Annotated in this window: 18 protein-coding genes; 11 read left to right on the top strand and 7 right to left on the bottom strand. The window is 71.8% G+C overall.

The annotated features are described in order from the left end of the window. Window positions 1-67: 67 nt before the first annotated feature. From D187_RS24800 to D187_RS24780, 5 genes are all read left to right on the top strand, one after another. Window positions 68-1,822: a TadA family conjugal transfer-associated ATPase gene (locus tag D187_RS24800; RefSeq protein WP_002625880.1), complete on the top strand. Its 1,755-nt coding sequence runs from the start codon at window positions 68-70 to the stop codon at window positions 1,820-1,822. A 93-nt stretch (window positions 1,823-1,915) separates the two neighbouring features. Continuing rightward, a complete protein-coding gene (locus D187_RS24795; RefSeq protein WP_002625881.1) occupies window positions 1,916-2,833 on the top strand; it encodes a hypothetical protein in 918 nt (305 codons plus the stop codon). Window positions 2,834-2,841: 8 nt separating this feature from the next. Further along, window positions 2,842-4,380, top strand: a complete 1,539-nt coding sequence (locus tag D187_RS58845; protein ID WP_002625882.1) for a hypothetical protein — start codon at window positions 2,842-2,844, stop codon at window positions 4,378-4,380. Between the two features lie 119 nt (window positions 4,381-4,499). Further along, a complete protein-coding gene (locus D187_RS24785) occupies window positions 4,500-5,921 on the top strand; it encodes a hypothetical protein (RefSeq protein ID WP_002625883.1) in 1,422 nt (473 codons plus the stop codon). Between the two features lie 87 nt (window positions 5,922-6,008). Further along, on the top strand, window positions 6,009-7,772 hold the full coding sequence (locus D187_RS24780) for a serine/threonine-protein kinase (RefSeq protein WP_002625884.1): 1,764 nt from the start codon (window positions 6,009-6,011) through the stop codon (window positions 7,770-7,772). Between the two features lie 17 nt (window positions 7,773-7,789). Here the strand turns inward: D187_RS24780 and D187_RS24775 are convergent, their stop codons facing one another. After that, window positions 7,790-8,554: a transglycosylase domain-containing protein gene (locus tag D187_RS24775; RefSeq protein ID WP_020918250.1), complete on the bottom strand. Its 765-nt coding sequence runs from the start codon at window positions 8,552-8,554 to the stop codon at window positions 7,790-7,792. Between the two features lie 59 nt (window positions 8,555-8,613). Between D187_RS24775 and D187_RS24770 the strand changes: the two genes are divergently transcribed. Beyond that, window positions 8,614-9,306: a ferredoxin reductase domain-containing protein gene (locus D187_RS24770; RefSeq protein WP_002625886.1), complete on the top strand. Its 693-nt coding sequence runs from the start codon at window positions 8,614-8,616 to the stop codon at window positions 9,304-9,306. Here the strand turns inward: D187_RS24770 and D187_RS24765 are convergent. Then, on the bottom strand, window positions 9,303-10,907 hold the full coding sequence (locus D187_RS24765; RefSeq protein WP_002625887.1) for a WD40 repeat domain-containing protein: 1,605 nt from the start codon (window positions 10,905-10,907) through the stop codon (window positions 9,303-9,305). The two genes, D187_RS24770 and D187_RS24765, sit on opposite strands and share 4 nt — an antisense overlap. After that, window positions 10,904-13,066 carry a penicillin-binding protein activator gene (locus tag D187_RS24760; RefSeq protein WP_043431353.1) on the bottom strand — a complete coding sequence of 721 codons (2,163 nt, stop codon included), beginning with the start codon at window positions 13,064-13,066 and terminating at the stop codon, window positions 10,904-10,906. Before D187_RS24760 ends, D187_RS24765 begins: the two co-directional genes overlap by 4 nt. A 293-nt stretch (window positions 13,067-13,359) precedes the next feature. On the opposite strand from D187_RS24760, the gene D187_RS24755 reads away from it, so the two are divergent. After that, window positions 13,360-13,563: a hypothetical protein gene (locus tag D187_RS24755; RefSeq protein ID WP_002625889.1), complete on the top strand. Its 204-nt coding sequence runs from the start codon at window positions 13,360-13,362 to the stop codon at window positions 13,561-13,563. 35 nt (window positions 13,564-13,598) lie between these two features. Here the strand turns inward: D187_RS24755 and D187_RS24750 are convergent, their stop codons facing one another. From D187_RS24750 to D187_RS24740, 3 genes are all read right to left on the bottom strand, one after another. After that, a complete protein-coding gene (locus D187_RS24750) occupies window positions 13,599-15,845 on the bottom strand; it encodes a protein kinase domain-containing protein (RefSeq protein ID WP_043431352.1) in 2,247 nt (748 codons plus the stop codon). Window positions 15,846-16,121: 276 nt separating this feature from the next. Continuing rightward, window positions 16,122-17,246, bottom strand: a complete 1,125-nt coding sequence (dnaJ, locus tag D187_RS24745; protein ID WP_002625891.1) for a molecular chaperone DnaJ — start codon at window positions 17,244-17,246, stop codon at window positions 16,122-16,124. A gap of 144 nt (window positions 17,247-17,390) precedes the next feature. Continuing rightward, window positions 17,391-17,837, bottom strand: coding sequence for a hypothetical protein (locus D187_RS24740; protein ID WP_002625892.1), 447 nt, complete (start codon window positions 17,835-17,837; stop codon window positions 17,391-17,393). A gap of 139 nt (window positions 17,838-17,976) precedes the next feature. On the opposite strand from D187_RS24740, the gene D187_RS24735 reads away from it, so the two are divergent. Further along, entirely contained in the window at window positions 17,977-19,740 is a 1,764-nt protein-coding gene (locus D187_RS24735; RefSeq protein ID WP_043431351.1) for an ABC transporter ATP-binding protein, read from the top strand. Between the two features lie 130 nt (window positions 19,741-19,870). After that, a complete protein-coding gene (locus tag D187_RS24730) occupies window positions 19,871-20,827 on the top strand; it encodes a hypothetical protein (RefSeq protein ID WP_002625894.1) in 957 nt (318 codons plus the stop codon). Between the two features lie 42 nt (window positions 20,828-20,869). On the opposite strand, the gene D187_RS24725 is transcribed toward D187_RS24730, so the two are convergent. Further along, complete coding sequence (locus D187_RS24725; protein WP_043431350.1) at window positions 20,870-21,499, bottom strand: hypothetical protein; 630 nt, start codon at window positions 21,497-21,499, stop codon at window positions 20,870-20,872. Window positions 21,500-21,652: 153 nt separating this feature from the next. On the opposite strand from D187_RS24725, the gene D187_RS24720 reads away from it, so the two are divergent. Together D187_RS24720 and D187_RS24715 are read left to right on the top strand one after the other, a co-directional pair. Beyond that, window positions 21,653-22,417 (top strand): hypothetical protein, encoded by a 765-nt coding sequence (locus D187_RS24720; RefSeq protein WP_002625896.1) that lies wholly within the window; start codon window positions 21,653-21,655, stop codon window positions 22,415-22,417. A gap of 4 nt (window positions 22,418-22,421) precedes the next feature. Continuing rightward, on the top strand, window positions 22,422-22,994 hold the full coding sequence (locus tag D187_RS24715) for a hypothetical protein (protein ID WP_002625897.1): 573 nt from the start codon (window positions 22,422-22,424) through the stop codon (window positions 22,992-22,994). Window positions 22,995-23,015: the final 21 nt, after the last annotated feature.

The raw sequence follows: 23,015 nt of genomic DNA, 5'->3' as shown, positions 1-23,015 counted from the left end.
TGCCCGGCCACTTCCCCGGGCCGCTTCTTGGGCTTGGAGCCCCACTCGCGCTAGCCTCTTGCCCGCCATGTCGATGTACAACGAGTCGCTCCGCGCCTTCCTCAAGCCCGTGCTGCCCCATCTCGACGACCCCACGGTCTCCGAGATCATGATCAACGGGCCCACCGACATCTGGATCGAACGCAAGGGCAAGGTCAGCAAGATCGACGCCTCGTTCACCGAGGAGGGGCTGCTGGGCGCCGCGCGCAACATGGCCCAGTTCGTGGGCCGTCTGCTCAACGACGAGCGACCGCGCCTGGACGCGCGCCTGCCCGACGGCAGCCGCATCCACGTCGTCATCCCGCCCATCGCCCGCAAGGGCACCACCATCTCCATCCGCAAGTTCTTCAAGGACAAGCTGACGGTCGACTCGCTCATCAAGTTCAAGTCGATGACGCCGCAGATGGCGCGCCTCATCGACGCCGGCATCCACACCAAGCTCAACATGCTGGTGTCCGGCGGAACGGGCTCGGGCAAGACGACGCTGCTCAACATCGTCTCCTCGCTCATCCCCGACGAGGAGCGCATCCTCACCATCGAGGACTCGGCGGAGCTCCAGCTCAACCAGTCCCACATCGTCCCCTTCGAGAGCCGGCCCCCGGACAAGTTCGGCAAGGGCGGCGTGGACATGGGAGACCTGCTCAACTCCGCGCTGCGTCTGCGCCCCGACCGCATCGTGGTGGGCGAGGTGCGCGGCGGCGAGGCCTTCTACCTCGTGCAGGCGATGAACACGGGCCACGGCGGCTCGCTGGCCACCACGCACGCCAACACGCCCACGGACACGCTGCGGCGCATCGAGTCGCTCTGCCTCATGTCCGGCATCGAGCTGCCCCTGGTGGCCATCCGCGCCCAGGTGGCCAGCGCCATCAACTTCGTCATCTGCTGCGAGCGCCTGCACGACGGCAGCCGCAAGACGATCGCCCTGTCCGAGGTGCTCCCGCTCAGCGAGAAGGGCGAGTACCGCACCCAGGACATCTTCGTCTTCACGCCGGTGACGAAGGACGAGGAGGGCCACATCCTCGGCTACCACGCGCCCACCGGCATCATCCCCAGCTTCGTGGACCGGGCGCGCGCCTACGGCTTCAACGACCTGGACGAGTCCTTCTTCGACCCGGCCACCTACGGCGTGCCCCCGCCGCCCTCCTTCCGCCTGGGCGAGTCGTACAACGTGCGCTGGGTGCCCTCGCTCAAGCACCGCGAGCGCGGCGAGCAGGATCCCTCCAGCTTCAAGAAGGAATGGTTGGCGTTCGAACAAAGGCTCAAGGACGAGGCGCACGACGCCAGGGGGGACAAGCCCGCCGCGCCCGCCGTGCAGGTGCAGGTGCCCGCCGCGCGGACGCCCGCGCCGGTGGCGACCCCGCCGGCCCGGCCCGCGCTCCGTCCCAGCGCGACCACCCGCCTGCCGCCGCCCGTGGAGTTCGACGAGCCGCTCGGGGACGACGACAAGACGCCGCCCCCCACGCCCAACCCCTTCGCCATGGACGGGGACGAGGCGCTCCTCCCGCCCACGGACGAGCCCAAGGTGCAGGTCGCCGCGGACCTGCAGGAGGAGATAGAGGCCACCCAGAGCCGGGCCACCGCGCTCTCGCGCGCGTCCCGTCCCACGCCTCCCGCCCGGCCCGCGGCGTCCGTGCCCCAGCGTCCCGCGTCGCCGCCCGTGCGCCGTCCGCTCGCGTCCCGGCCGCCGCCGCCCGTGCCGGACGAGGACCTGGTGGATGACGCGTCGCAAGACAATTCGGAGAAGACGGCCATCCGGGCCATGCCCGAGAAGCCGCGCCGCTGACTCGCGTCCCGTGGGGCCGGGCAGCCGGAACCCGACCTCACGGAGAGGCCGTGTCCTTGCGGCAAGCACGACATGAGGGGAAAGTGGCACCCCGTGTTCCTCTCCCTTCTCACCACGCTCGTCGTGCTCGGCCAGGCCCCCGCCTCTCCTCCCAGTGCCTCGCCGCTCACCGTGCTGATCGCCCCACCCGATGCCGCGGGAGTGCCGTCCCACATCGTCTCCTTCGCCCAGGAGCACGTGTACGAGCAACTCAAGACCGAGGGCTTGCAGGTGATCCGCGCCTCGGAGCTGTCCCAGGGGCTGCCGCCCGCGCAAAGAAAGGCGGTGCTCGGATGCAACCGCCTGGAGGCCGCCTGCCGCATCACACTCGGGGAAGCGGCCGTGTCCGACGTGGTGATGATCGCCGAGCTGGTGCAGTTCCTCAGCGGCTACCGGGTGGGGCTCAAGGCCTACGCCACGCGGGACGGGGAGCTGCTCGCCGAGTACTACGTACCGGGCGTGCACGAGGATCAGCTCCTCGACGCCTTCACGGAGGCGAGCAACAAGGTGCTGCCCCCCGTGCTCCGCGCGCTGCGCCCCTCGCAGGAGCCCGTGGCCCAGAGGCCCACCGTGACGCCGGGAGCGCAGACACCGGGAGCCACCGGGCCCCATTCCCCCGGGGCGGCCACCGCCCGCCAGGGCACGCCCGAGTGGGCGTGGATGCCGGCCGCGGGAGGCGCGGTGATACTGGGCCTGGGGACGTTCTTCACCATCCAGGCGGGCAACAACCACTACCGGCTGACGAACGGGAATTTCAACACGGCCCAGGACGCCCGGAACGAGCGGGACGCGGGCGTGCGCAATCAAGCGCTGGGCACGACGGCCTTCGTGCTGGGCGCGGCCGGAGTGGCGACCACGGGTGCCCTCTATCTGCTGAAGGGCAAGAGCCCGCTGGACTTGCTGCCCGTGCGGCCCACGGTGTCGGTGGGGCCCTCGGGCGGCTCGGTGGGACTGGTGGGAACGCTGCCGTGAGAGAGCACATGCGAGACAACAAGAGCTTGTGGATGCTGGGCGCCGTGGCGGCGCTGGCGGCGGCCTGGGGCTGCTTCGACTTCAACGGTGCCTTCAAGGATTGCGTGGAGCGGGGCGACTGTCCGGTGGAACCCGGCACGTGTGACCCGAACTACCGGGACGTGCCGGATGACAAGTTCACGGATGCCAACTGCGATGGCATCGACGGCACGGCGAGTGAGGCCATCTTCGTCGACGCGGCCACGGGGGAGGACGAGCGCCTCAACGTGGGCGAGAAGATGACCCCCTTCCGCACGCTCGGGGCGGCGCTGGCCCAGGCCGTCCAGTCCGGCAAGTCCATCTACCTGGCCCAGGGCGACTACACCGAGCCGAGCCTCCAGTTGGACAAGCCCGTCTCCATCTACGGCGGCTACTCGGGCACGAACGGGGAATGGAAGCGTGGCACGCAGTACACCACGCGCATCACCCTGCCGGGCACGGGCCTGACGGTGATGAACCTGGGCGAGGACGCGGGCGTCACCCTGGACCTGCTCACCGTGCGCGCCACGACCCCGCCGGGGGAGACGGGCGCCCCGTGCATTGGCGTGCGGGTGATGAACTCGGGCGGGGTGCGGTTGCGCAACCTGACGGTGACGGTCGGCGCGGGCAGCCCGGGCACCACGGCCCCCAACACGCCTCCGGCCGCGGACGGCGGGACGGGCTTGCCCGGGGCCAATGGAGTGGCGGGCGGCGATGGGGGCCTGCCCGGCCCGAGTGACTGCAACCCCGCCGGGTTCGGGCAGGGGGGAAAAGGAGGCATCTTCACGGCCTACGCGACCCGAGGACAAGCCGGCGGACCGGGCGTGGAGGGCGGGAGCGCGGGTTGTGACGGAGGTCCAGATACCAACTGCGACAATTTCAATGGAGGGCCGGGGCAGAACGGCCTGAATGGAGACGCCGGCACCGACGGCCTGGAAGGCGATGGCGTGGGGGTCGTGGCGCAGGGCGTGTGGAGCGCGAGTTCCGGCGAGCAGGGCAAGCCGGGCACGGGCGGAACCCATGGCGGCGGCGGCGGCGGCGGCGCATTGCTCCTCGCCGGCAGCGGATTCAACGGCGGAGGCGGAGGCGGGGGTGGAGCCGGCGGGTGTGGCGGACAGGGCGGCCTGGGCGGCCAGGGGGGAGGCGCCTCCATCGCCCTGCTGCTCATCAACGGGCAGGTCTCCGTGGAGCACTGCGCCCTGCGCACGGCGGGTGGAGGCAAGGGAGGAGCGGGCGCGCAGGGAGTCGAGGGCGGCCAGGGGGGACCCGGCGGTCAGGGTGGAATTGGCGAGACCGCCGGCCTCTCGAAGGCCGGAGACGGCGGCAAGGGGGGCACTGGCGGCAACGGCGGCAAGGGCGGCAACGGCGGCAACGGCGGAGGGGGGCCGTCGGTGGGCGTGTGGTGCCAGGACTCGTCCGTCAGCGCCCAGGACACCGCCATCACCCTGGGGAACGGGGGTGTGCCGGGCGCGCCCTCGGGCAACCCGGGGCTGCGCAAGGAGTACCACCAGTGTCCGGGCTTCCCGTGACGGCGAAGGGGAACACGAGGTGGCGGCTCCTCGTCTCCGGGCTGGCGTTGGTGGTGGCCTCCGGCTGTCTGGATTTCGAAGGAGCCCACAGGGAGTGCCAGAGACGCGGGGACTGCCCGGTGTTCCCTCAAGAGTGTGATCCAAGCTTCCCGGACGAGCCGGATGACACGTTCGTGGATGCCAACTGCGATGGCATCGACGGCACGGAGCGCAAGGCCATCTTCGTCGACGCGACCACGGGGCAGGACGAGCGCCTCAACGTGGGCGAGAAGATGACCCCCTTCCGCACGCTCGGGGCGGCGCTGGCCCCGGCCACATGGTCGGGCAAGTCCATCTACCTGGCCCAGGGGGACTACACCGAGCAGAGCCTCCAGTTGGACAGGCCCGTCTCCATTTACGGCGGCTACTCGGGCACGGGCGGGAACTGGGCGCGCGGCCCGCAGTACACCACGCGCATCACCCTGCCGGGCACGGGCCTGACGGTGATGAACCTGGGCCAGGACGCGGGCGTCACCCTGGACCGGCTCACCGTGCGCGCCACGACCCCGCTGGGGGAGACGGGCGCCCCGTGCATTGGCGTGCGGGTGATGAACTCGGGTGGGGTGCGGCTGCGCAATCTGGTGGTGACGGCCGGCGCGGGCAGCCCGGGCGCCACGGCCCCCAACACGCCTCCGGCCGCGGACGGCGGGACAGGCTTGCCGGGGAACGCTGGAGTAGCGGGCGGCGATGGGGGCCTGCCCGGCCGGAGTGACTGCAACCCCGCCGGGTTCGGGCAGGGGGGAAATGGAGGCATCTTCACGGCCTACGCGACTCGAGGACAAGCCGGCGGGCCGGGCGTGGAGGGCGGGAGCGCGGGTTGTGACGGAGGTCCAGATACCAACTGCGACAATTTCGATGGAGAGCCAGGACAGAACGGCCTGAATGGAGACGCTGGCACCAACGGCCTGGAGGGGGATGGCATCGGGGGGGTGACCCAGAGAATGTGGAGCGCGAGTTCCGGCGAGCAGGGCAAGCCGGGCACGGGGGGAACCCATGGCGGCGGCGGGGGCGGCGGCGCATTGGCCCTCGTCGGCGCCGGATTGAATGGCGGAGGCGGAGGCGGGGGTGGAGCCGGCGGGTGTGGCGGACAGGGCGGCCTGGGCGGCCAGGGGGGAGGCGCCTCCATCGCCCTGCTGCTCATCAACGGGCACGTCTCCGTGGAGCACTGTGCCCTGAGCACGGCGGGTGGAGGCAAGGGGGGAGTGGGCACACTAGGCGCCGAGGGCGGCCAGGGGGGACCCGGAGGCGAGAGGGGAATCGGCGAGACCGCGGGCGGGATGAGGGCCGGAAGTGGGGGCAAGGGGGGTAGTGGCGGCAAGGGCGGCCGGGGCGGTAACGGCGGCGGCGGCGGAGGGGGGCCGTCGGTGGGCGTGTGGTGCCAGGACGCGTCCGTCAGCGCCCGGGACACCATCATCACCTTGGGTGACGGGGGCGTGCCGGGCGCGCTCTCGGGCAACCCGGGGCTGCGCAAGGAGTACCACCAGTGTCCGGGCTTCCCGTGACGGCGAAGGGGGACCAACCACCCCCCTGGACGCCCGCCCGCTTGTGGGAATCCGGCTCAGGTCTGATAACCTGGGAATAACTCCCCAATGGCTGACTCCCGTAACTGCGAAACCTGCGGCGGCACCGTGCCCGTGGACACGGACATCTGTCCGCGCGACGGCACCGTCCTGCTCGATTTCTCGACGGCGCCGCGCCTGGCCGACCCTGGTAGCACCCGGGAGACATCACCCGGCAAGAACGTGCACGTCATGGAAGACGTCTCCGCGCAGGACACCCTCGTCGGATTGAAGGTCGGTGAGTACGAGCTCGGCCAGCGCATCGGCGTGGGCGGCATGGGGCTCGTGTACGACGGCATCCAGCCCCTCATCGGCAAGCGCGTGGCGGTCAAGGTGCTACGCCCCGAGCTCGCCGCCGCCGAGGAGCAGGTGGCGCGCCTGCTCGCCGAGGCCCGCGCCGTCAACGCCATCCGCCACCGCGGCATCGTCGACATCTTCGGCTTCGGCCAGGTGCCCGACGGCCGCCAGTACATCATCATGGAGTACCTGGAGGGGGTGGCGCTCGACGCGCACCTGGCCGAGCGCGGCCGCATCCCCGTGCCCGAGGTGCTCGACATCCTCGACGAGGTGCTCAGCGCGCTCGGTGCCGCGCACGGCGCGGGCGTCGTCCACCGCGACCTCAAGCCGAGCAACGTCTTCCTCGTGAAGCAGCCGGATGGCTCGCGCTACGTGAAGCTGCTCGACTTCGGCCTCGCGAAGATGGGCCTGCCCGCCGGGCGCACCGCCCAGACGCGCACCGACATGGTCGTGGGCACCCCCGAGTACATGGCCCCCGAGCAGGCCCGTGGCCAGCCCGTGGGTCCCATGACGGACCTCTACGCGCTGGGCGTGGTGGCCTTCGAGATGATCACCGGCCGGCTGCCCTTCACGGGCACCTCGCCGGTGGATCTGCTGATGAAGCACGTGGACGCGCGGCCGCCCAAGCCCTCCGAGTTCCTCCCCGGGCTGCCCCCCGCGCTCGACGCCTTCATCCTGCAGATGCTCACCAAGGATCCCGAGGCGCGCCCCGGGTCCGCCGAGTTGCTGCGCCGGCAGTTGCAGCGGCTGCGCGACAGCCTCCAGGTGCCCGCCGAGGTCCCCGCGCCTCCGCCCGCGCCCTCCGCGCCCGTGCGCCAGTCCAAGCCCACGGTCGTCGAGTCCCAGCTGCCCGCGCTCCCGGAGCCCCCGCCCCTCGATGCGCAAGAGCCGCTGCCCACGCTCGAGCCGTTGAAGACGACGCCCTCCGTCGAGCTGCCGCGCGCGGGAGGCCACTCGCGGCGCTGGTTGTTGCCCCTGGGCCTGGGCGCGCTCGGCCTGGGCGTCGTGGGAGGTGCCGTGCTCGTCCTGCGCGAGCGTCCGTCGCCGCCCGTGCCGCCCGTCGCCGTCACGGCCCCGCCCCGCGCGCAGCCCCAGCCTCCGCCCCAGGTGGCCACGGCCCAGGTGCCTCCGGCGTCGGCCGCGGCTCCCGTCACGGGCCCGTCCACCGAGACCCAGACTCCAGCCCCCACCGGGGAGAGCGCCACCCCGGTGCCCGCGGTCGCCCACGCCGACGACGCGCAAGGCTCGACGCAGAAGGGCCGGAGCGTGGCCGCCGCCGCCCAGGCGCCCACCCAGTTCATGCTGCAGGGCCGCATCCGCAAGTTCTATCGCGACATCGAATCGCGGGAGGCCAAGAACCAGAAGCTCAGCCCCGCCATCCGCCCCACCCTGGAGCAGATCCGCAAGAAGGTGGACGGGGCGGTGAGCGCCGAGGAGCGCCGCCAGGCGGCCATCGAACTGGATGGCTGGGAGAAGCTCTTCCTGCCCCGCCGGTGACGGGGCAGCGCGCCCATTTAGTGGCAGGTGACTGGCTGGGCCATCGCGTTGCGGGCCCGCTCCACGGTCACCAGCTTGTAGTCGGCCAGGTCCGCCAGCAGCACGTCCCGGTTCTGGCGGATGATGCTCTCGTTGCGGCACTGCACGGCGTCCACGTAGAAGCCGTGCGGCGGCAGGGTGAGCGACAGCTCGGCGAGCTGTGACAGCTCGAGCGCGTCCAGCTCCTTGCCGAAGAGCTTGTACGCCGCGTCATCCACCCCGACGATGCCCCGCTCGAAGTAGACCGTGGCCAGGTCGTAGGCGATGAGCTGATCCTTCTGGAGGAAGGAGTGCAGGCGGTGGGCGGCCACGGTCTGCTGCAGCGGCTCCTCGATGCCCAGCGCCATGGCCAGCCGCATGGCCAGCTTGCGCTCACAGGAGCCATCCCCCGCGAGGTTGGCCCCCACGGCCACCTTCACCAGCAGGCGCCAGGCCCACTTCGGCCCATCCTCGCGCTCCGTCTGGAAGAAGGTGGGGCAGCCAAGCTGGGAGATGTAGAGGGCGACCAGATCCTTGGGCAGGCGGGAGAAGTCCGGCCGGGGGAACTCCACGGAGCGGCCCTGCTCGAAGGTGCCGGCGCGCACGCTCATGCGCTCACCCTCGATGGAGTGGCGCAGCTGCTTCTCCAGGTCGAACTCGGTCTCCAACTGCGGCAACTTGCTGGCCGCATGGAGGTAGGCGGCGGGCAGCGCGACCCCCGCCAGCCCGATGAGGAACAACACCAACCAGAGCACGGTCTTCACGCCCCCCACGCTATCAAAGGGAGACGGCGGGACGGGTCCACGTTAAACCTTCTTTTCACATGAACGACTGGCACCCCACCACCGTGGCGGCCGTGCTCCCCGCCGCGGAGGATCTCACCGAGCTCGTCCTGGACATCTCGGGCACCCCCCTGGTGGGACACCACCGGATGCCCGGGCAATTCGTGCGCCTGTCGCTGCCAGAGGTGGGCGAGAGCATGTTCGCCATCGCCTCGGCGCCCGAGCCCTCCGGCACCCGCTGGGAGTTCCTCCTCAAGGGAAGCAGCCTCCTGTCCGAGCGGCTCATCGCGCTCGAGCCCGGGGCGCGGGTGTACAGCAAGCAGCCCGAGGGCCAGGGCTTTCCCCTCCCCCTGGCACGCGGGCGGGGGTTGCTGCTGTTCGCCGTCGGCTCGGGCATCTCCCCCATCCGCTCCGTCATCGAGAGCATCCGCCGGGAGCGCGGGGCCTACGGGCAGGTGACGCTCTACTTCGGGGCGCGCACCCCGCGCGCGTTCGCCTACGAGGACGAGCTGCGCCACTGGGAGGAGGCCGGCATCCGCGTGGTGCGCACGGTGAGCCAGCCGGGAGACAGCGACTGGCAGGGGCTCACCGGCTACGTCCAGGCGCACCTGAACGAGGAGCCGGTGGAGAACACCGTGGCCTTCCTCTGTGGCCAGTCGAGCATGGTGAAGGGCGTCATCGAGGCGCTGTGCGCGCGGGGACTGCCCCGCGAGGCCGTCCACCTCAACTACTAGCGCCGCTGGACGCTGGGGGCGGCGTAGCCCACGGAGAAGAGGGCGGCGGAGGGATCGCTCTGCTGATCTCCCGTCACCTTCTGCGGCGTCCACGCGGCCACGCCCACCAGCCGCCCGTCCGGACCAAAGCGCGCCCGACGCACGGACCAGCCCAGGCGCCGCTCGGCCACGGGGGCCTCCTGCCCCTCGCGCCAGAGGAAGAGCCGCTTGTCCCAGCTTCCACTCACGAGCGCGCGCCCGTCGGGGGAGATGCCCGCGGAGGCCACCACGCCCTCATGGCCCGTCCACTTGCGCAGCACCTGGCCCGAGCCCGCGTCCACCACCGCCGCGGCGTTCCAGGCGGAGGGCGGCTCGCCAAGTCCCTTCTTCTCCCGCTCGTACACGGCGCGGGTGCGCTCGGCCTTCGCCTCCGAGAAGGCCACGCCCAGGCGGCGCCCGGACGCGTCGACGGTGACGTCGTTGACGTGCGCCTCGAAGGAGAACGTGGCGCGCGGGGCGAACACCAGCGCCCGCGCCTCCACCGGAGCCGGAGGCGCGGGGGCCTTGAGGGTGAGGACGGCCTCGGAGGTGACCTCGTCGAACGCCACGTCCACGCGCTCGGCGAAGGGCGCGCCCAACACCCCCCCTACGTCCGCGGGGAGGCACGCGTCACACACCGCCACGTCCACGCCCTCGAGCACCAGTCCCTTGAAGCGCAGGCGCTGGGCACGCACGAGCCGCGCCAGGGTGGAGCCGAGCGCGGTGGGCAGGGACACCGTCTCCTGGACGAAGGCCGTGTCGATGCCCGCCTCGCGCGCCGCCGCCGTGCCGAGCACGAGGGCGGGCGTGCGCGCATCCAGCGCGAAGCGCACCGGGGCGCCACCGTTGACGCTGCCCACCACCACCGCGTGGCCCGAGCGCCGCTCGAAGCGCACCCGCGCGCCGTCGCGCCGGGGCGCCTCCTCGCGCGTAGCGAGGACATGGATGCGCTTGTCCCAACCGCCCGAGTACAGCGTCCCGTCCGCCGCGAAGGCGAGCGCGCTCACCCGGTCCGCATGGGGCCGCGACTCGAAGGAGAAGCCCAGGTCCGCCGCGCGCAGCACGGTGACGAGTCCCCGGGCACTGCCCACCACGAGGTAGCCGCCCGATGGGTGGAAGGCCACGGCGGTGAGGGGCTCCTCGGTGCGCAGGCTCGCCCGGGGCGCTCCGGTGGCCGCGTCGAACAGGCGCACCACGCCGTCCCACCCCGCGCTCGCCAAGAGCGCGCCGTCGGCGGAGAAGGCCAGCGCCTCCACGTCGAACTCGGAGGGGTTGAGCGAGGCGTCCACCACGCGCGCCGGCGGGGGCCCCAGGCTCCAGAGCCCGAGCCGGTAGTCCTGCCCGGCCAGGTGCGTGAAGGCCACGCGCGCGCCGTCCGGCGAGAAGTCGAGCGTCCAGACGAAGTCGCGGCGCTCCAGCACGGCCGCGTCCGCGAGTCCCACCGCGTCGCCCGCCAGGTAGCCCCCCGGCGTGGACTCGAGCCGGGCGGAGACGTCGGGGGCGAGCACCGGCGCGGCGTGACGGCAGGCCGCGAGCAGCAGGGCTCCCGCGGCCCACCAGGCCCGCGGCGCGCCCCGGCTCACATGTCCCCCACGGACGCTCTCTGATCGGGAGTCACCTCGGTGACGCCCTTGTTGCTCACGGACAGCAGGAACAGGGGCTTGCGCGCCTCGCGCTTGTCGTCGAAGGACGTCTTGCCGGTGGCGCCGTCGAAGTCCTTGAGGTTGGCCAGCGCCTCGCGCAGCTCCGCGCGGCTCTGCGGGGCCTGCTTGCTCTCGAGCATCTGCCGCAGCATGCGCGCCGAGTCATAGCCGTAGGCCTCCAGGAGGCTCGGGTCGCCGTTGTACGCCTGGCGGTAGGCCTTCACGAAGCGCTGCGTGGCCGGGCGCTGCGAGTCCACGAAGAAGCCATCCACGTACACCGAGCAGTTGACGAACTTGCCCCCGCGCTCGACGAGCTCGGGCAGGCCGCTGGCGCCCTTGGCGCTGCTCCACGCGTTGGTGCCCAGCAGCATGACCGTCTTGACGGTCTTCTTGCCCGTCGTCTTGCGGATGCGCTCCAGGTCGCGCGCGTCGCACGAGTTGGTGATGATGTCCTCCACCGCGAGCGCCGGGGCCACCAGGCTCACCCGCCGCCATTCGTCGGGGATGAAGATGGCCTCGAAGTCGATGATGGGCTCCACGCTGCCCTTCATCTTCTCCATGGCCTTGCGCTTGCGGAACGCGTCCTGGCCGCTCGTCTGCTGCTCCACCTCGCGCACGCCCTCGTAGTAGTCGCCCCGGTCCTCCAGGTAGTAGCGGCCCACGAGCTTCTTGGCCTCGGAGGTGAAGGTCGTCTGATCATGCGCGTACGTCTCGGCGCCGCGCACCTGGCCGCCGTTGTCCACCACCTGGTCCCAGAAGTCGTTGGCCAGCTCCACGCCGTAGGGCAGGTTCGGATAGAGCATGGCGAAGCTGCGCAGGCCCTTCTCCTTCATGGCGTAGTCGGCGATGGCGCGCGCCTGGGCGGAGTTGGTGAGCATGTTGCGGAAGACGTACGGCCCGATGGCGGTGATGTCCTCCTGGCGCGTGAACGTGAGCAGCGGCACCTGGAGCTCCTCGGCCAGGAGCGCCGCGCGCCGCGAATCATCGGAGGCGATGGGGCCGAGCACCGCGATGGCGCCCTCGTCATAGGCGAGCTGCTCCATCGCCTGGCCGGTGAGGTTCACGTCGCCCTGGGTGTCCTTGACGACGAGCTCCACGTCGCTGCCGGACAGGGCCAGCTTCACGCCCCGCAGCACCGCCTCGCCCCAGGCCTTGTACTTGCCCGTCATGGGCAGCAAGAGCCCCACCGTCCGGGGCTGCACCTCCACGCGCCGCGTGGCGCGCGCGAGCAGCTCGCGGGCCTGGGGCGCGAAGGGATGGGAGGGGGCCTCGGCGAGGAAGCGGTTGAGCGTCTCCTCCAGGCGCGTCCAGTCACGCAGGTGGTAGTGGATGCGCGCCAGCTTGAAGGTGAGCACCGGCCAGGCGGGATGCGAGGCGGGCAGGCCCTCCACCACCCGGGCCACGTCCACGAAGCCCGCGCGGCCCTCCACCAGTTGCTGCACCCGGGCCACCGCGGCCTGCTGCTCCTCGGGCGTCTGCGCGCGGCCGGCCAGGTCCACGGCGATCTGCAGCGACTGGCCGTAGAGGCCCGCCTTCTCCCCGGCCTTCGCGGCGTCCTGGAGCAGTCGCACCTGCTCGGCGCCCTCGGCGCGCTCGGCGAGGCTGGAGAGCATCAGGTAGGCGTCGCGGTAGGCGCCCACCTCGAGCGCGGCGCGGCCCAGCCGCAGCTTGGCGTCCTCGGCCTCGGGATGGAGCGGGTTCTCGAAGAGCAGCTCGTTGAAGGACTTGCGCGCGTTGGCGTAGTCCTGCGACTCGTAGAAGAGCACGCCGGCGCGGTAGAGCGCCTCCTGGCCCGCGGTCGTCTCGGGGTAGGCCTTGCGCACCGCGAGGAAGAGCTCCGCGCCCTTCTTGCCCGGCGCCGACTGGGCCTGCTGGGCCGCCTGCGCGAGCGCCGCGTCCGCCGCGGAGTCCTGGCGCGCCTTCACGGTGGGCTTGGTGGGAAAGGGGTTTTCCTGGGTGACTTCACCCGGCGAGGAAGGGGTGGAGTCGGTGCCGGAGCTCGCGGCGGAGGGCGTCTTGCAGGCGACAAGCAGCATCGTCAGCGCGAGCAACAGGGCGCGGCACGGAGAAAGGCGGGCATCCATGGTAGGGGCGTGCATAGCAGTGGGGCGCTTCTGCGTCGACAGCCGAGCGGGGGGAAGATTCCCCGGGGAGCGCGGCCTGCCGTGCAGCCAACGTGCCGTCCCCGCTCCCCTCGGGGCCGCCCGGGAGCGCACGTGAAGTGCGGAGCGGGGGCCACGCGGGTGCGTCCCCTGGGACTCGCCCGCTGGAGCAGCGAGGAGGAGAGCGAGCACCCGGCAAGGGCGGAATGCGTCCGGGCGGGGCATTGCGCTCCCCGGCCCCCGACCCCAACGTCAACGGTCCGAGGTTCTCTCCAACCCAGGAGCACACGATGGCGAACAAGCCGACGAGGACGCGAGAGGGGTATGGGAGCACGAGCGAGCAGCGGCAGCGCAATCTGGAGGGAGACGCCTTCCAGGAGCGCGCGCCGCGGACCCCCGAGGAGAGCGAGGCGGCGCGCGGCTCACCCGACAAGGGCGGGCAGGTCATCCAGGTGAACGCCCTGCCCGAGCCGCTCGACGGCACCCAGGATTAGGGCGGGCCCCCCCCCGCGAGACTCGCGGCGCGGGCTCATGACGAGGCGAGCGTCGCGGAGTCGACGGGAGCGGAGACGAGCGCCGGGGCCCGGACGCCCTTGGACTCGGCGGTCACCCGCGCCATCACCTCCGTGCGGAGGGCATCCAGGGCGGGGGCGGGCAACCGTCCGGCCGCGCGCAGCCGGGCGAGGGCCTGGGACACATCCGACGCCCCGAGCAGGGCCGGGTCCGCTTCCTCCAGGAAGGCCACCGCGGCGGCCAGGGCCAGCACGGCCTTGGGGGTGGTCGCCGGCAGAGGCGGCGCGTCCCGGGCGCAGGCATCGATCAGGCCGTCCAGTTCCTCCGAGTCCCGGCCCAGGATGGCGCGCACGGCCTCGAGCGAGGGCCGCGTGAAGCGCCCACCGGACTCCTGGAAGGCCGCGAGCGCCAGGGCATACGCCACCGCCGAGGCGCTCTCGGCCTCCGCGGGAGCCGCGCCCAGCCGGCCCGCCACATCCCGGGCCAGACTGGCGAGCAGGGAGCCCCACGCCCCCGCTCCGCCCAGCATCGCGAGCGCCGCGTCCACCACGCGCGAGTGCCACCGCGCCGCGCGGCCTATCTCTCCGGTCCCGCCCAGGGCCGCCTTCTCCCTGTCCCCGGCCTCACCGCCCGAGGTGGCGCCCCCCGGACGCGACTCCCCGGCCCGCTCCACGGCCTCGCCCCGGTAGAAGCGGTCGATGGCGCGGCGCAGCGCGCTCTGGGTGGCGTAGATGCCGCGCACGGCGTGCCCGGTGATGAGCTTCAGCTCGTCCAGACGCGCCAGGTCGCGGGGCTCGCGCATGGCGCACACCAGCACCCCGGCCTGCTGGGACACCGGGATCACCTCCAGCCGCTCGGCCTTCTCCAGCGGCAGCAGGGGCAGCAGCACGCGGGGCACGGGCATGGTGCGCAGCACCCGATCCGAGATGAAGGGGAGGCCGCTCTGCTCGCTCAGGGCGCGCACCACGTCCTCCTCGGACAGCAGCCCCTCGGCGACGAGCAGCTCGCCGATGCGCCCGCCGGAGCACCGCTGCCGCTCCAGCGCGCCCCGGAGCTGCGGCTCCGACACCTTGCCGAACACCAGGAGCATCTCGCCCAGCTTGCGGTGCGCCGGACGCATCCGCGTGGCCAGCTCCAGGACGCCCGTGCGGGTGGGAGGAGCCGGGACGGCAACGCGGCCCGGCTCCGTCTGCGTCCGCACGGGAGTGGGCGTGCCTGGCCGGGGCCCTCCGAGGAACGGCGGGCGCGAGCGCACCGAGGTGAGCGGCGTCGGGCGCTGCAGCCCCACGTCCGAGCCCAGGCGGATCTCCCCCCCGAGCGCCTCGGGGGAGCCGCCGTCCACGCCCTCCAGGAGCGAGCGACGTCCCGGCAGGCAACGCTGGAAGAGCGCCGCCACGTCCTGGGGCCCCACGCGCAACCGGTGGTCGGAGAGGAAGTCGCGCAGCGCGTCCGCCAGGTCGCGTGCCCGGTGGAAGCGCGCCGCCGGCTCGGGCGCCAGCACCCGGGTGATGATGCTCCAGAGCGCCGCCGGCACGCCGGGCAGCGGCACGAGGCGCCTCACGTCGAACTGGGCGATGGCGCGCAGCGTCTGGAAGGAGTCCGTCCCCTGGAAGAGCTGCCGGCCCGAGAGCAACTCGTAGAGCAGCAGGCCGGTCAGGAAGAGGTCCGCGCGCTGATCCACCTCGGCCCCCTTGACCTGCTCGGGTGCGAGATAGCCCGCCCTGCCCTTCACCACCCCCACCTGGGTGCCGCTCTGCGCGTTGAGGGCCTTGGCGATGCCGAAGTCGGCGAGCTTCACCTCGCCGCGGCTGGACACCAGCACGTTGGACGGGTTGACGTCGCGGTGGATGATGTTGAGCGGCCGGCCCGCCGCGTCCACGCGGCCATGCGCGTAGGCGAGCCCCTCGGCGAGCTGCTGGACGATGAAGCACACCTCGCGCAGTCCGAGCAGCAGGCCCCGCGCCGCCGCGCCGCGCTGGAGGGCACGCAGGTTCTCCCCCTCCACCCACTCCATCACCATGTAGTACTGGCCCTCGAGCGCCCCGAGGTCGAGCACCTGCACCACGTTGGGGTGCTGGAGACAGACGGTGAGCCGGGCCTCGCGAAGGAAGAGCTCCACGAACTCCCGATCCCTCGCCATGGACGGCAGGATGCGCTTGACGGCCACGGACTTCTCGCAACCCTCCGCGCCCACCACCTTGGCGAGAAACACCTCCGCCATTCCGCCGGCCGCCAGTTTGCGGATGAGTCGGTACGTGGCCATGCCCACCCCCCCTTCCCAGGGTTGAAGGCTCGGTATGCGCACGTGCCGAGGCGTTGGTGAGTGTCCTTCTCCCGGGGACGCCCTGAACGTCCAGACCCGGGCATTGCAACCGAGGCAACCCGGCCACTTCGTTCACCGATGGCCAGCGCGACGCGACTCCAGGTCCGGTGGGGTGAGCCGCGCCCAGGGGGGATACCCCAACACATGCGCCCGCACCGCCCTCCCTCTCCCCGAATCCCGTCCGCTTGAAGGATTCGAGGAGGGAGGAACAGGCGGCTAGCCGAACAGCTCGCGCACCTTCTCGAAGAAGTTCTTCGACTGCGGGTGCGCTTCCTCGCCGCTGGCGTCGGCGAACTTCTCGAGCAGCTCGCGCTGCTTCGCGGTGAGCCCGGTGGGCGTCTCCACGACGATGCGCACGTGCTGGTCGCCACGCTGGCCGCTGTGCAGGTGCGGAACACCCTTGCCCTTGAGGCGGAACACCTTGCCGGACTGGGCGCCCTCGGGGATGGTCATCTTCACCTTGCCGTCGAGCGTGGGCACGTCGATCTTCGCGCCCAGCGCCGCCTGGGTGAAGGAGATGGGCACCTCGCAGAAGACGTCGTAGTCCTCGCGCTGGAAGAGCGGGTGCTCGCGGACGATGACCGTCACGTACAGGTCGCCCGCGGGACCGCCCCGGTCTCCCGGCTCGCCCATGCCCGTGAGCCGCACCCGCGTGCCGTTGTCCACGCCCGGCGGGATGTTGACCTCGATGACCTCGTCACTGGGCACCTTGCCCGAGCCCTTGCACTTGCCGCACGGGTCCGGCACCACCGCGCCCGTCCCGCCGCACTCGGAGCACGGCCGCGACACGGCGAAGAAGCCCTGGGTGAAGCGCACCTCGCCCGCCCCGCCGCACGTGCCGCACGTCTTGGGCGCCGAGGCGCTCTTGCTGCCCGTGCCCGAGCACGTGTCGCACTTCTTCGGCCGCGGAATCGGCACCTTCGGCCGACAGCCGAACGCCGCCTCCTCGAAGGAAATCTCCAGGTTGAAGCGCAGGTCCGCGCCCCGGTTGCTCGCCCGGCGGCCCCCTCGCCCCCCGAAGATGTCTCCGAAGATCTCCCCGAAGATGTCGTTGATGTTGACGCCCTGGAACCCGCCGAACGGGTCTCCCCCGGCCGCCCCGCCCACCCCCGCGTGACCGAAACGGTCGTAGCGGTTGCGGCGCTCCGGATCACTCAGGACCTCGTAGGCCTCCGAGGCTTCCTTGAACTTCTCCTCGGCCTCGTGGTTCCCGGGGTTGCGGTCCGGGTGATACTGCAAGGCCACCTTGCGAAAGGCGCTCTTGAGTTCCTGCGCCGAGACGGTCTTCTGGACCCCCAGCACCTCGTAATAGTCCCGCTTCTGGCCCGAAACCGCTGGCATTGCTTCAAACCCCTGGATTTATTGGACTTTGGCCGCGCGTGGCGAATTCCGAGCCACTATAACGCAGCGTTGGGGTCCAGCAATCCGCACCCGCCCCGGCGAGGGAGCGGGCGCATCTCGGGGTGGACGCCTGGGGAAGAGCCCTCAGACGGTCCAGATGCGGTTGGCCGTCAGCTCCATGCGCGCCAGGCGGCGCTTGAGGATGGGGTCGATGACGCCCCGGCTGACCGACCACTTGGGAACCACGAAGTGGAGTTCCGCGTTGTAGAGCTTGGCGGCGCTCGACAACAGGCTCCAGCGGTTCTCGGCCGCGGGATCATCCACCATGCCCGGAGTGACGATCTCCAGGATGATGGGCGTCCGGGCCGAGTCGGACTGGCGGCAGGTGAAGTCCGGCCGGTGGTCCTCGATGGTCCCCGAAAGCACGGGGGGTGGCAGGAAGCCAGGCAGGCGAGCCTTGATGTCCGTGCAGCCGATGGTCCTGAAGTACTCCGCCATCAGCCACAGCAATCGACGACGCTCCTCGTCCTCGACCACTGGCTCACAGCCCGGGCTGTTCAGCACTTCTTTCTCAGTGTTGTTCGTGTCCATGGCTAGCCGAAAGCTGTCCGTCCTTGGCCGTTGAGGCAATGAACGCACCTACATGGCCAGCCGGGAGGGCCGTGGGGCAGGCGACCAGGCGAGTCCCTTTGCCTGGGCCCTGGCGCGATGACACAGTGCGCGCCTCGCCGTGGCGCCTCGTCCCTCCCCTCACGTCTATCGTCGGCTCCTGGGCTATGTGCGGCCCTACCGCCTGCTGCTCGCAGCGGGACTGGGTGCGTCGCTCGTGGCCGCCGGGGCCACGTCCACCTACGCCTGGCTGGTGGGGCCGCTCTTGCGCGCGGTGCTCACCGGCGGCCCCGTGGAGCTCGCGGGCGTGAAGCTGTCCGGAGAGCACCTGCTCGGCGTGCTGCCCCTGATGGTGGTGGGCGTGGCGGTGCTCAAGGCGGGCGCGAACTACCTCCAGGGCGGGTGGATGCAGCGGCTGGGACAGCGGGTGATGGCGGACCTGCGCGCGTCCCTCTACGCGCGCCTGCTCTCCTGGCCCCCCGCCTTCTTCGAGCGCCAGCACTCGGGCGAGCTCCTCACGCGCTTCACCGCGGATGTGCCCCTGGTGGAGTTCTCCGTCACCCAGGCGCTCTCCTCGTATGTGCGCGACGGGCTGCAGATTGTCGCGCTGCTCGCCACGTGCCTGCTCATCGACGCGAAGCTCTTCCTGCTCACCTTCGTGGTGATGCCGCTCACGGTGCTGCCGGTGCGCGCCTTCACGCGCTCGCTCAAGAAGGTGGCCCAGCGCTCGCAGACGAGCCTGGGCGCGCTCACCGCGCTGACGGCGGAGCAGTTGCAGACGCTGCCGGTGGTGCGCGCCTATGGCGCCGGGCCCCGGGCGCTCGCGCGCTTCGAGACCGAGGCGGCGCGCTACCTCGGGGAGATGCGCCGCTCGCTCTTCCTGCGCGGCGCGTACAGCCCCACCGTGGAGCTGATGGGGATGGTGGGCGTGGCGGTGGCGGTGGCCTGGGGCGCGCGCGCCATCTCGGGGGACCCCTCGCTCTCCGGACGGCTCTTGTCCTTCATCACCGCCACGCTCCTGCTCTACCAGCCGGTGAAGTCGCTCAGTGGCACGCTCTCCCAGGTGGTGACGGGCCTCGTCGGCGCCGAGCGCCTCTTCGCGCTCGCGGACCAGCCCGTGCCCCCGGATGAGGGCGAGGACGCGCTTCCCCTCACCCAGGCCCTGACGCTCTCGGGCCTGCGCGTCACCTACCCCGACGGCCGCGAGGCCCTGCGGGGGGTGGACCTCACGGTGCCCGCGGGGGCCCGGGTGGCGCTGGTGGGCGCGTCCGGCGCGGGAAAGACGACGCTCTTCTCCGTGCTGCTGGGCTTCCTGCCCCCCAGTGGCGGCACGGTGGCGTGGGATGGCGTGCCCCTGTCACGGCTCAAGCCCTCGCGCGTGCGCGAGCGCCTCGCGTGGGTGCCCCAGGAGCCGGTGCTCTTCTCCGGCAGCGTGCGGCACAACGTGCTGCTCGGGCGGCCGGACGCCTCGGACGCGGACGTGTGGGAGGCGCTGCGACTCGCGCACGCCGAGGACTTCGTGCGCGCCCTGCCCGGAGGACTCGACGAGCCGGTGGGCGAGCGCGGCGCGCGGCTGTCGGGAGGACAACGCCAGCGCCTCGCCCTCGCGCGGGCCTTCCTGCGCCAGCCCTCCGTCCTCCTATTGGACGAGCCCACCAGCGCCCTGGATGCCCAGAGCGAGGCGGCGGTGGGCGCGGGCCTCGCCACCCTCATGAAGGGGCGCACGGTGCTCGTCATCGCCCACCGGCTGTCCACCGTGCGCGACGCGGACCTGATCGTCGTCCTCGACGCCGGGCGCGTGGTGGAGGCCGGCACCCATGCCGAGCTGTCCGCCCGGGGCGGCCGCTATGCCCAGCTCCTCGGTGAAGGGGCCGTCGCCGCCTAGCCAGCAGAGGGAGAACCTGGCGTCCGCCCGCTCGCTCCCTTTCCTCACCGAGCGTTCACTGCTCATCGGCTCTTCCGTACTTGGGGGCAAATTCATGAATTCATGGGATTCGGTTTATACTCTTTAAACCATGCTGACTCCCGTCAGGTTCACGCCGCTCTCCGGACTGTTGCTCGCCGCGCTTCCCCTCATGGCGATGGGGAGCGTCGGGCTCGCGCTCCCCCCTCTTCTGGGTGGAGGAACCGAGGTGTGGCGGATGGCGGGAGCGCCGGGCCTCTACAGCCTCTTGATGTGGCTGGGCATCGGGGGGGTGACGCTCGTGCTCTCGACGCTGCTGTGCAGGGGAGTCGCGGGCCGGCACGCGCCGCTGGTGCTGCTGGTGGGGCTGGCCACCCTGCCCTGGCTGCTGGGCATCGCCGGCACGCAGGAGGCGATGCGCCGGGTGCTCGCGGCGCTCCCGGAAGTGGGGGGACGGGACGCGCTGGACATGCTGGCCGCGGGCACCGGCGAGGCCATGGTGACGCGCCGGCTGGGGGCCTGGACGAGCGCGGCGCTGCTCGGCGCCGTCGCGGTGGGACTCGTGCTGGTGCACAAGCACCGGCGCAGGGGAGAGGACTCCGAGCGGATGCTCGGCGCCGCGCTGGCGCTGGTGCTGGGCTTCAGCGCCCTGCTCGCGGCGCTCGAGGCCCACCTGCTCGTGGATCTGCTCACGCCCCGGGCCCTGCCCGACGCCGGAGACCCCGCCGCGCGGCTCGCCACGGACACCTCGCGGCTCACCTCCTTGCAGGAGATGCGCTGGGCGCTCTTGGGAGCCCTGACGGTGCTCGGACTCGCGCTCGTCGGCTGGCGGTTCTTCCCACGCCCGAGGGCCGTGGCCCAGTGGGCGGGAAGCCTCACGCTCATGGCGATCGCCGCGGCGGTGCTCGCGCTGGACACGCGGCCCCTGCAACTCGCGGCCTGGGGCGCGTGGAGGGCGGATGCCTCGCACATGTCGCCCTCCTCGCGGCTGCCCCACGTGCTGGCCGGCGCGCTGGGCGCGGTGCCCTCCGCGCACTGCGCGACTCCCGCGGTGCGCACCGGGCCCTGAGCACAGACGGAGCCCTGAGCCCGGGCCCGTCGTCCAGACTCCTCAGAGGAGCCAGAACAACAGGGCCACGCCCACCACGAGCCCCACCGCGAGCACGAGGAGCATGGTGAGGCCCTCGCGGCCCTGCCGGCGCTCCAGGTCCGAGGCGATGGCGCTCGGGGGAATGAGGGGAACGGGCGCGGAGGCCACCTCATTGGACGCGCGAGCGGGGGCGGCAGCCGCCACGGACGCGGGGGGCGGGGGAGCCGGCAGCGGGTTGCCAGCGAGCGCGAGGCTCTGGCGCGCGAGCCCGAGCACGCGCTGGATGTGGAGGATGTAGCGATCCTCGCCCTGGTAGTCCTCGAGCGCGAGCGCGGCGCGCAGGAGCCGCTCGGGCACGGGCTCGCGGTCGGGGTGGACGACGCTGGCCTCGGTGCGCGCGGCATCCACCTGCTCCACGCGTCCGGTGCGCAGGCCCACGCCGCTCGTCCACACACAGTGCTCGCCCAAGAGCGTCAGCTCCTGGCGTTGCACCCTTCCCTCGGGGTCCACGAAGGAGAGCAGCTCGGCGCCCTGGGCGGACAGGTGCCAGACCGAGCGTTGACCGTCGTCGCCGGGAGGCCCCTCCACGGGGCGGGCCAGGGACAGCGCCTGGATGGCGAGCTTCACTTTCTGGGACGACGGTTCGCTCATGAGAGGCGGGGCAGCCTAGGGATGGAAGGGCGAAAACGGAAGGCGCTCGTGACAGAGAGGGGCCGTCCAGGACAGAACGGGTCATTCAGTCCCCTGGTCCCCCGGTGGGTTCTCGGAAGGCAAGAGGCCCCGTCAGGGGCTACGGTGAGAAGTATGAGCCGTTCCCGTTCCAAACAGATGGAGTTCCTCCACGAATTCGAGGGCGCCCAGGTGCTCGACGGGCTCCTGGAGCTCGCGGGCGTGCCGCACGACAGCCTCACGGTGCTCGCCCACATGCGCCAGGCCCACGCCGAGGGACGCCCCTCGAGCGAGGTGATTCCGAGCCTCTTCGAGCGCGAGCCGCGCTTCGAGTCCCCGGAGCTCGCGCGCCGCTTCTTCCAGAACCTGCTGGGGCTGTGGGACCTGGTGCAGGAGGGCAAGCAGGTCCGCCTGGAGGACGGTCCCCGGCCGCCCCGTCCGAAGAAGCAGAAGGGGGAGCCCCCGCCCGTCTTCGCCCCGGGCGAGCCGGACACGGCATTCGTGGAGGCGGCCTGGCGTTACCTGGAGGACGACGAGAAGGCGCGTACGCGACTGCACGATTCGTTCGAGAACCGGCAGGACGCGCTGCTGGGGGAGCTTGACGCGGCGGGGTTCACGGACGAAGGATATGCCGTTGCCCGTCACTTGCTCTTCGAGCTGCACGCCATGCTGGAGCTGGGGTGGCCGCGAGGACTGGCGGGAGTGCCCCCCGAGGCGTTGAGGGGGTCGGGCACGGAGCTTCCGCCGGTGCCCACGGCGCTCGCCGCGTACGCGGACGAGGCCCTGTTCGAGGCGGAGCACGACGAGGAGCACCCCCTGGCGCCCGAGGAACTGATTCGCGTCCGTTCCCTGGTGAAGAGCGGCTTGGCGGCGCTGTGGGGGGCTCGCAAGGGGAAGTGACGCAATGGCACGTGACAGGGATGACGATCGGGGCGGCGGCGGATTCTCCGGCAAGCGCACGAAGACGTGGCGGGAGCTGGACGCCCAGCGCGGCAAGGGCCGGGGCCACACCTCGCGGCAGGATGACCCGGCGCAGCAGCGCATCGAGCGCAGCGCCTCCTACGAGAAGTACAAGTCGGCCGCGGACGCGCTCTTCAATGGCGGCGAGCTGCCCGAGGGCCTGGCGAAGACCTTCGATCCGGAGGGCAAGCGCAAGGCGCAGAAACAGGCCATGCAGAAGGTGCTGGAGAGCGCCGAGGACCCGCGCGCCTGGGCCCAGGGCGTGCTGGACTACCTGGAGAAGTACCCCGAGCTGCCCGAGGACCCGTACTTCCTCGACAGCCTCCTGGGCCACCCGAAGGAGCGCATCGCGGACAAGGCGCTCGGCAAGCTGGAGGCGATGGAGGCCGAGGGCAAGCTGGTGAAGGGCAAGCTGCCCAAGAGCCTGGACCAGCGGCTCAAGGGCATCGAGATGACGCACTCGGATCCGGAGACGCAGGAGCGGGCCAAGGCGCTGCGCGAGAAGGTGCGCGCCTGAGCCGGCGCCGGGGGGCGGCCC

The sequence above is a fragment of the Cystobacter fuscus DSM 2262 genome (assembly GCF_000335475.2).
GTDB classification, from domain to species: domain Bacteria; phylum Myxococcota; class Myxococcia; order Myxococcales; family Myxococcaceae; genus Cystobacter; species Cystobacter fuscus.
The sequence above is the reverse complement of the archived record's forward strand: the minus strand, read 5'-3'. Positions and strand labels throughout refer to the sequence as shown.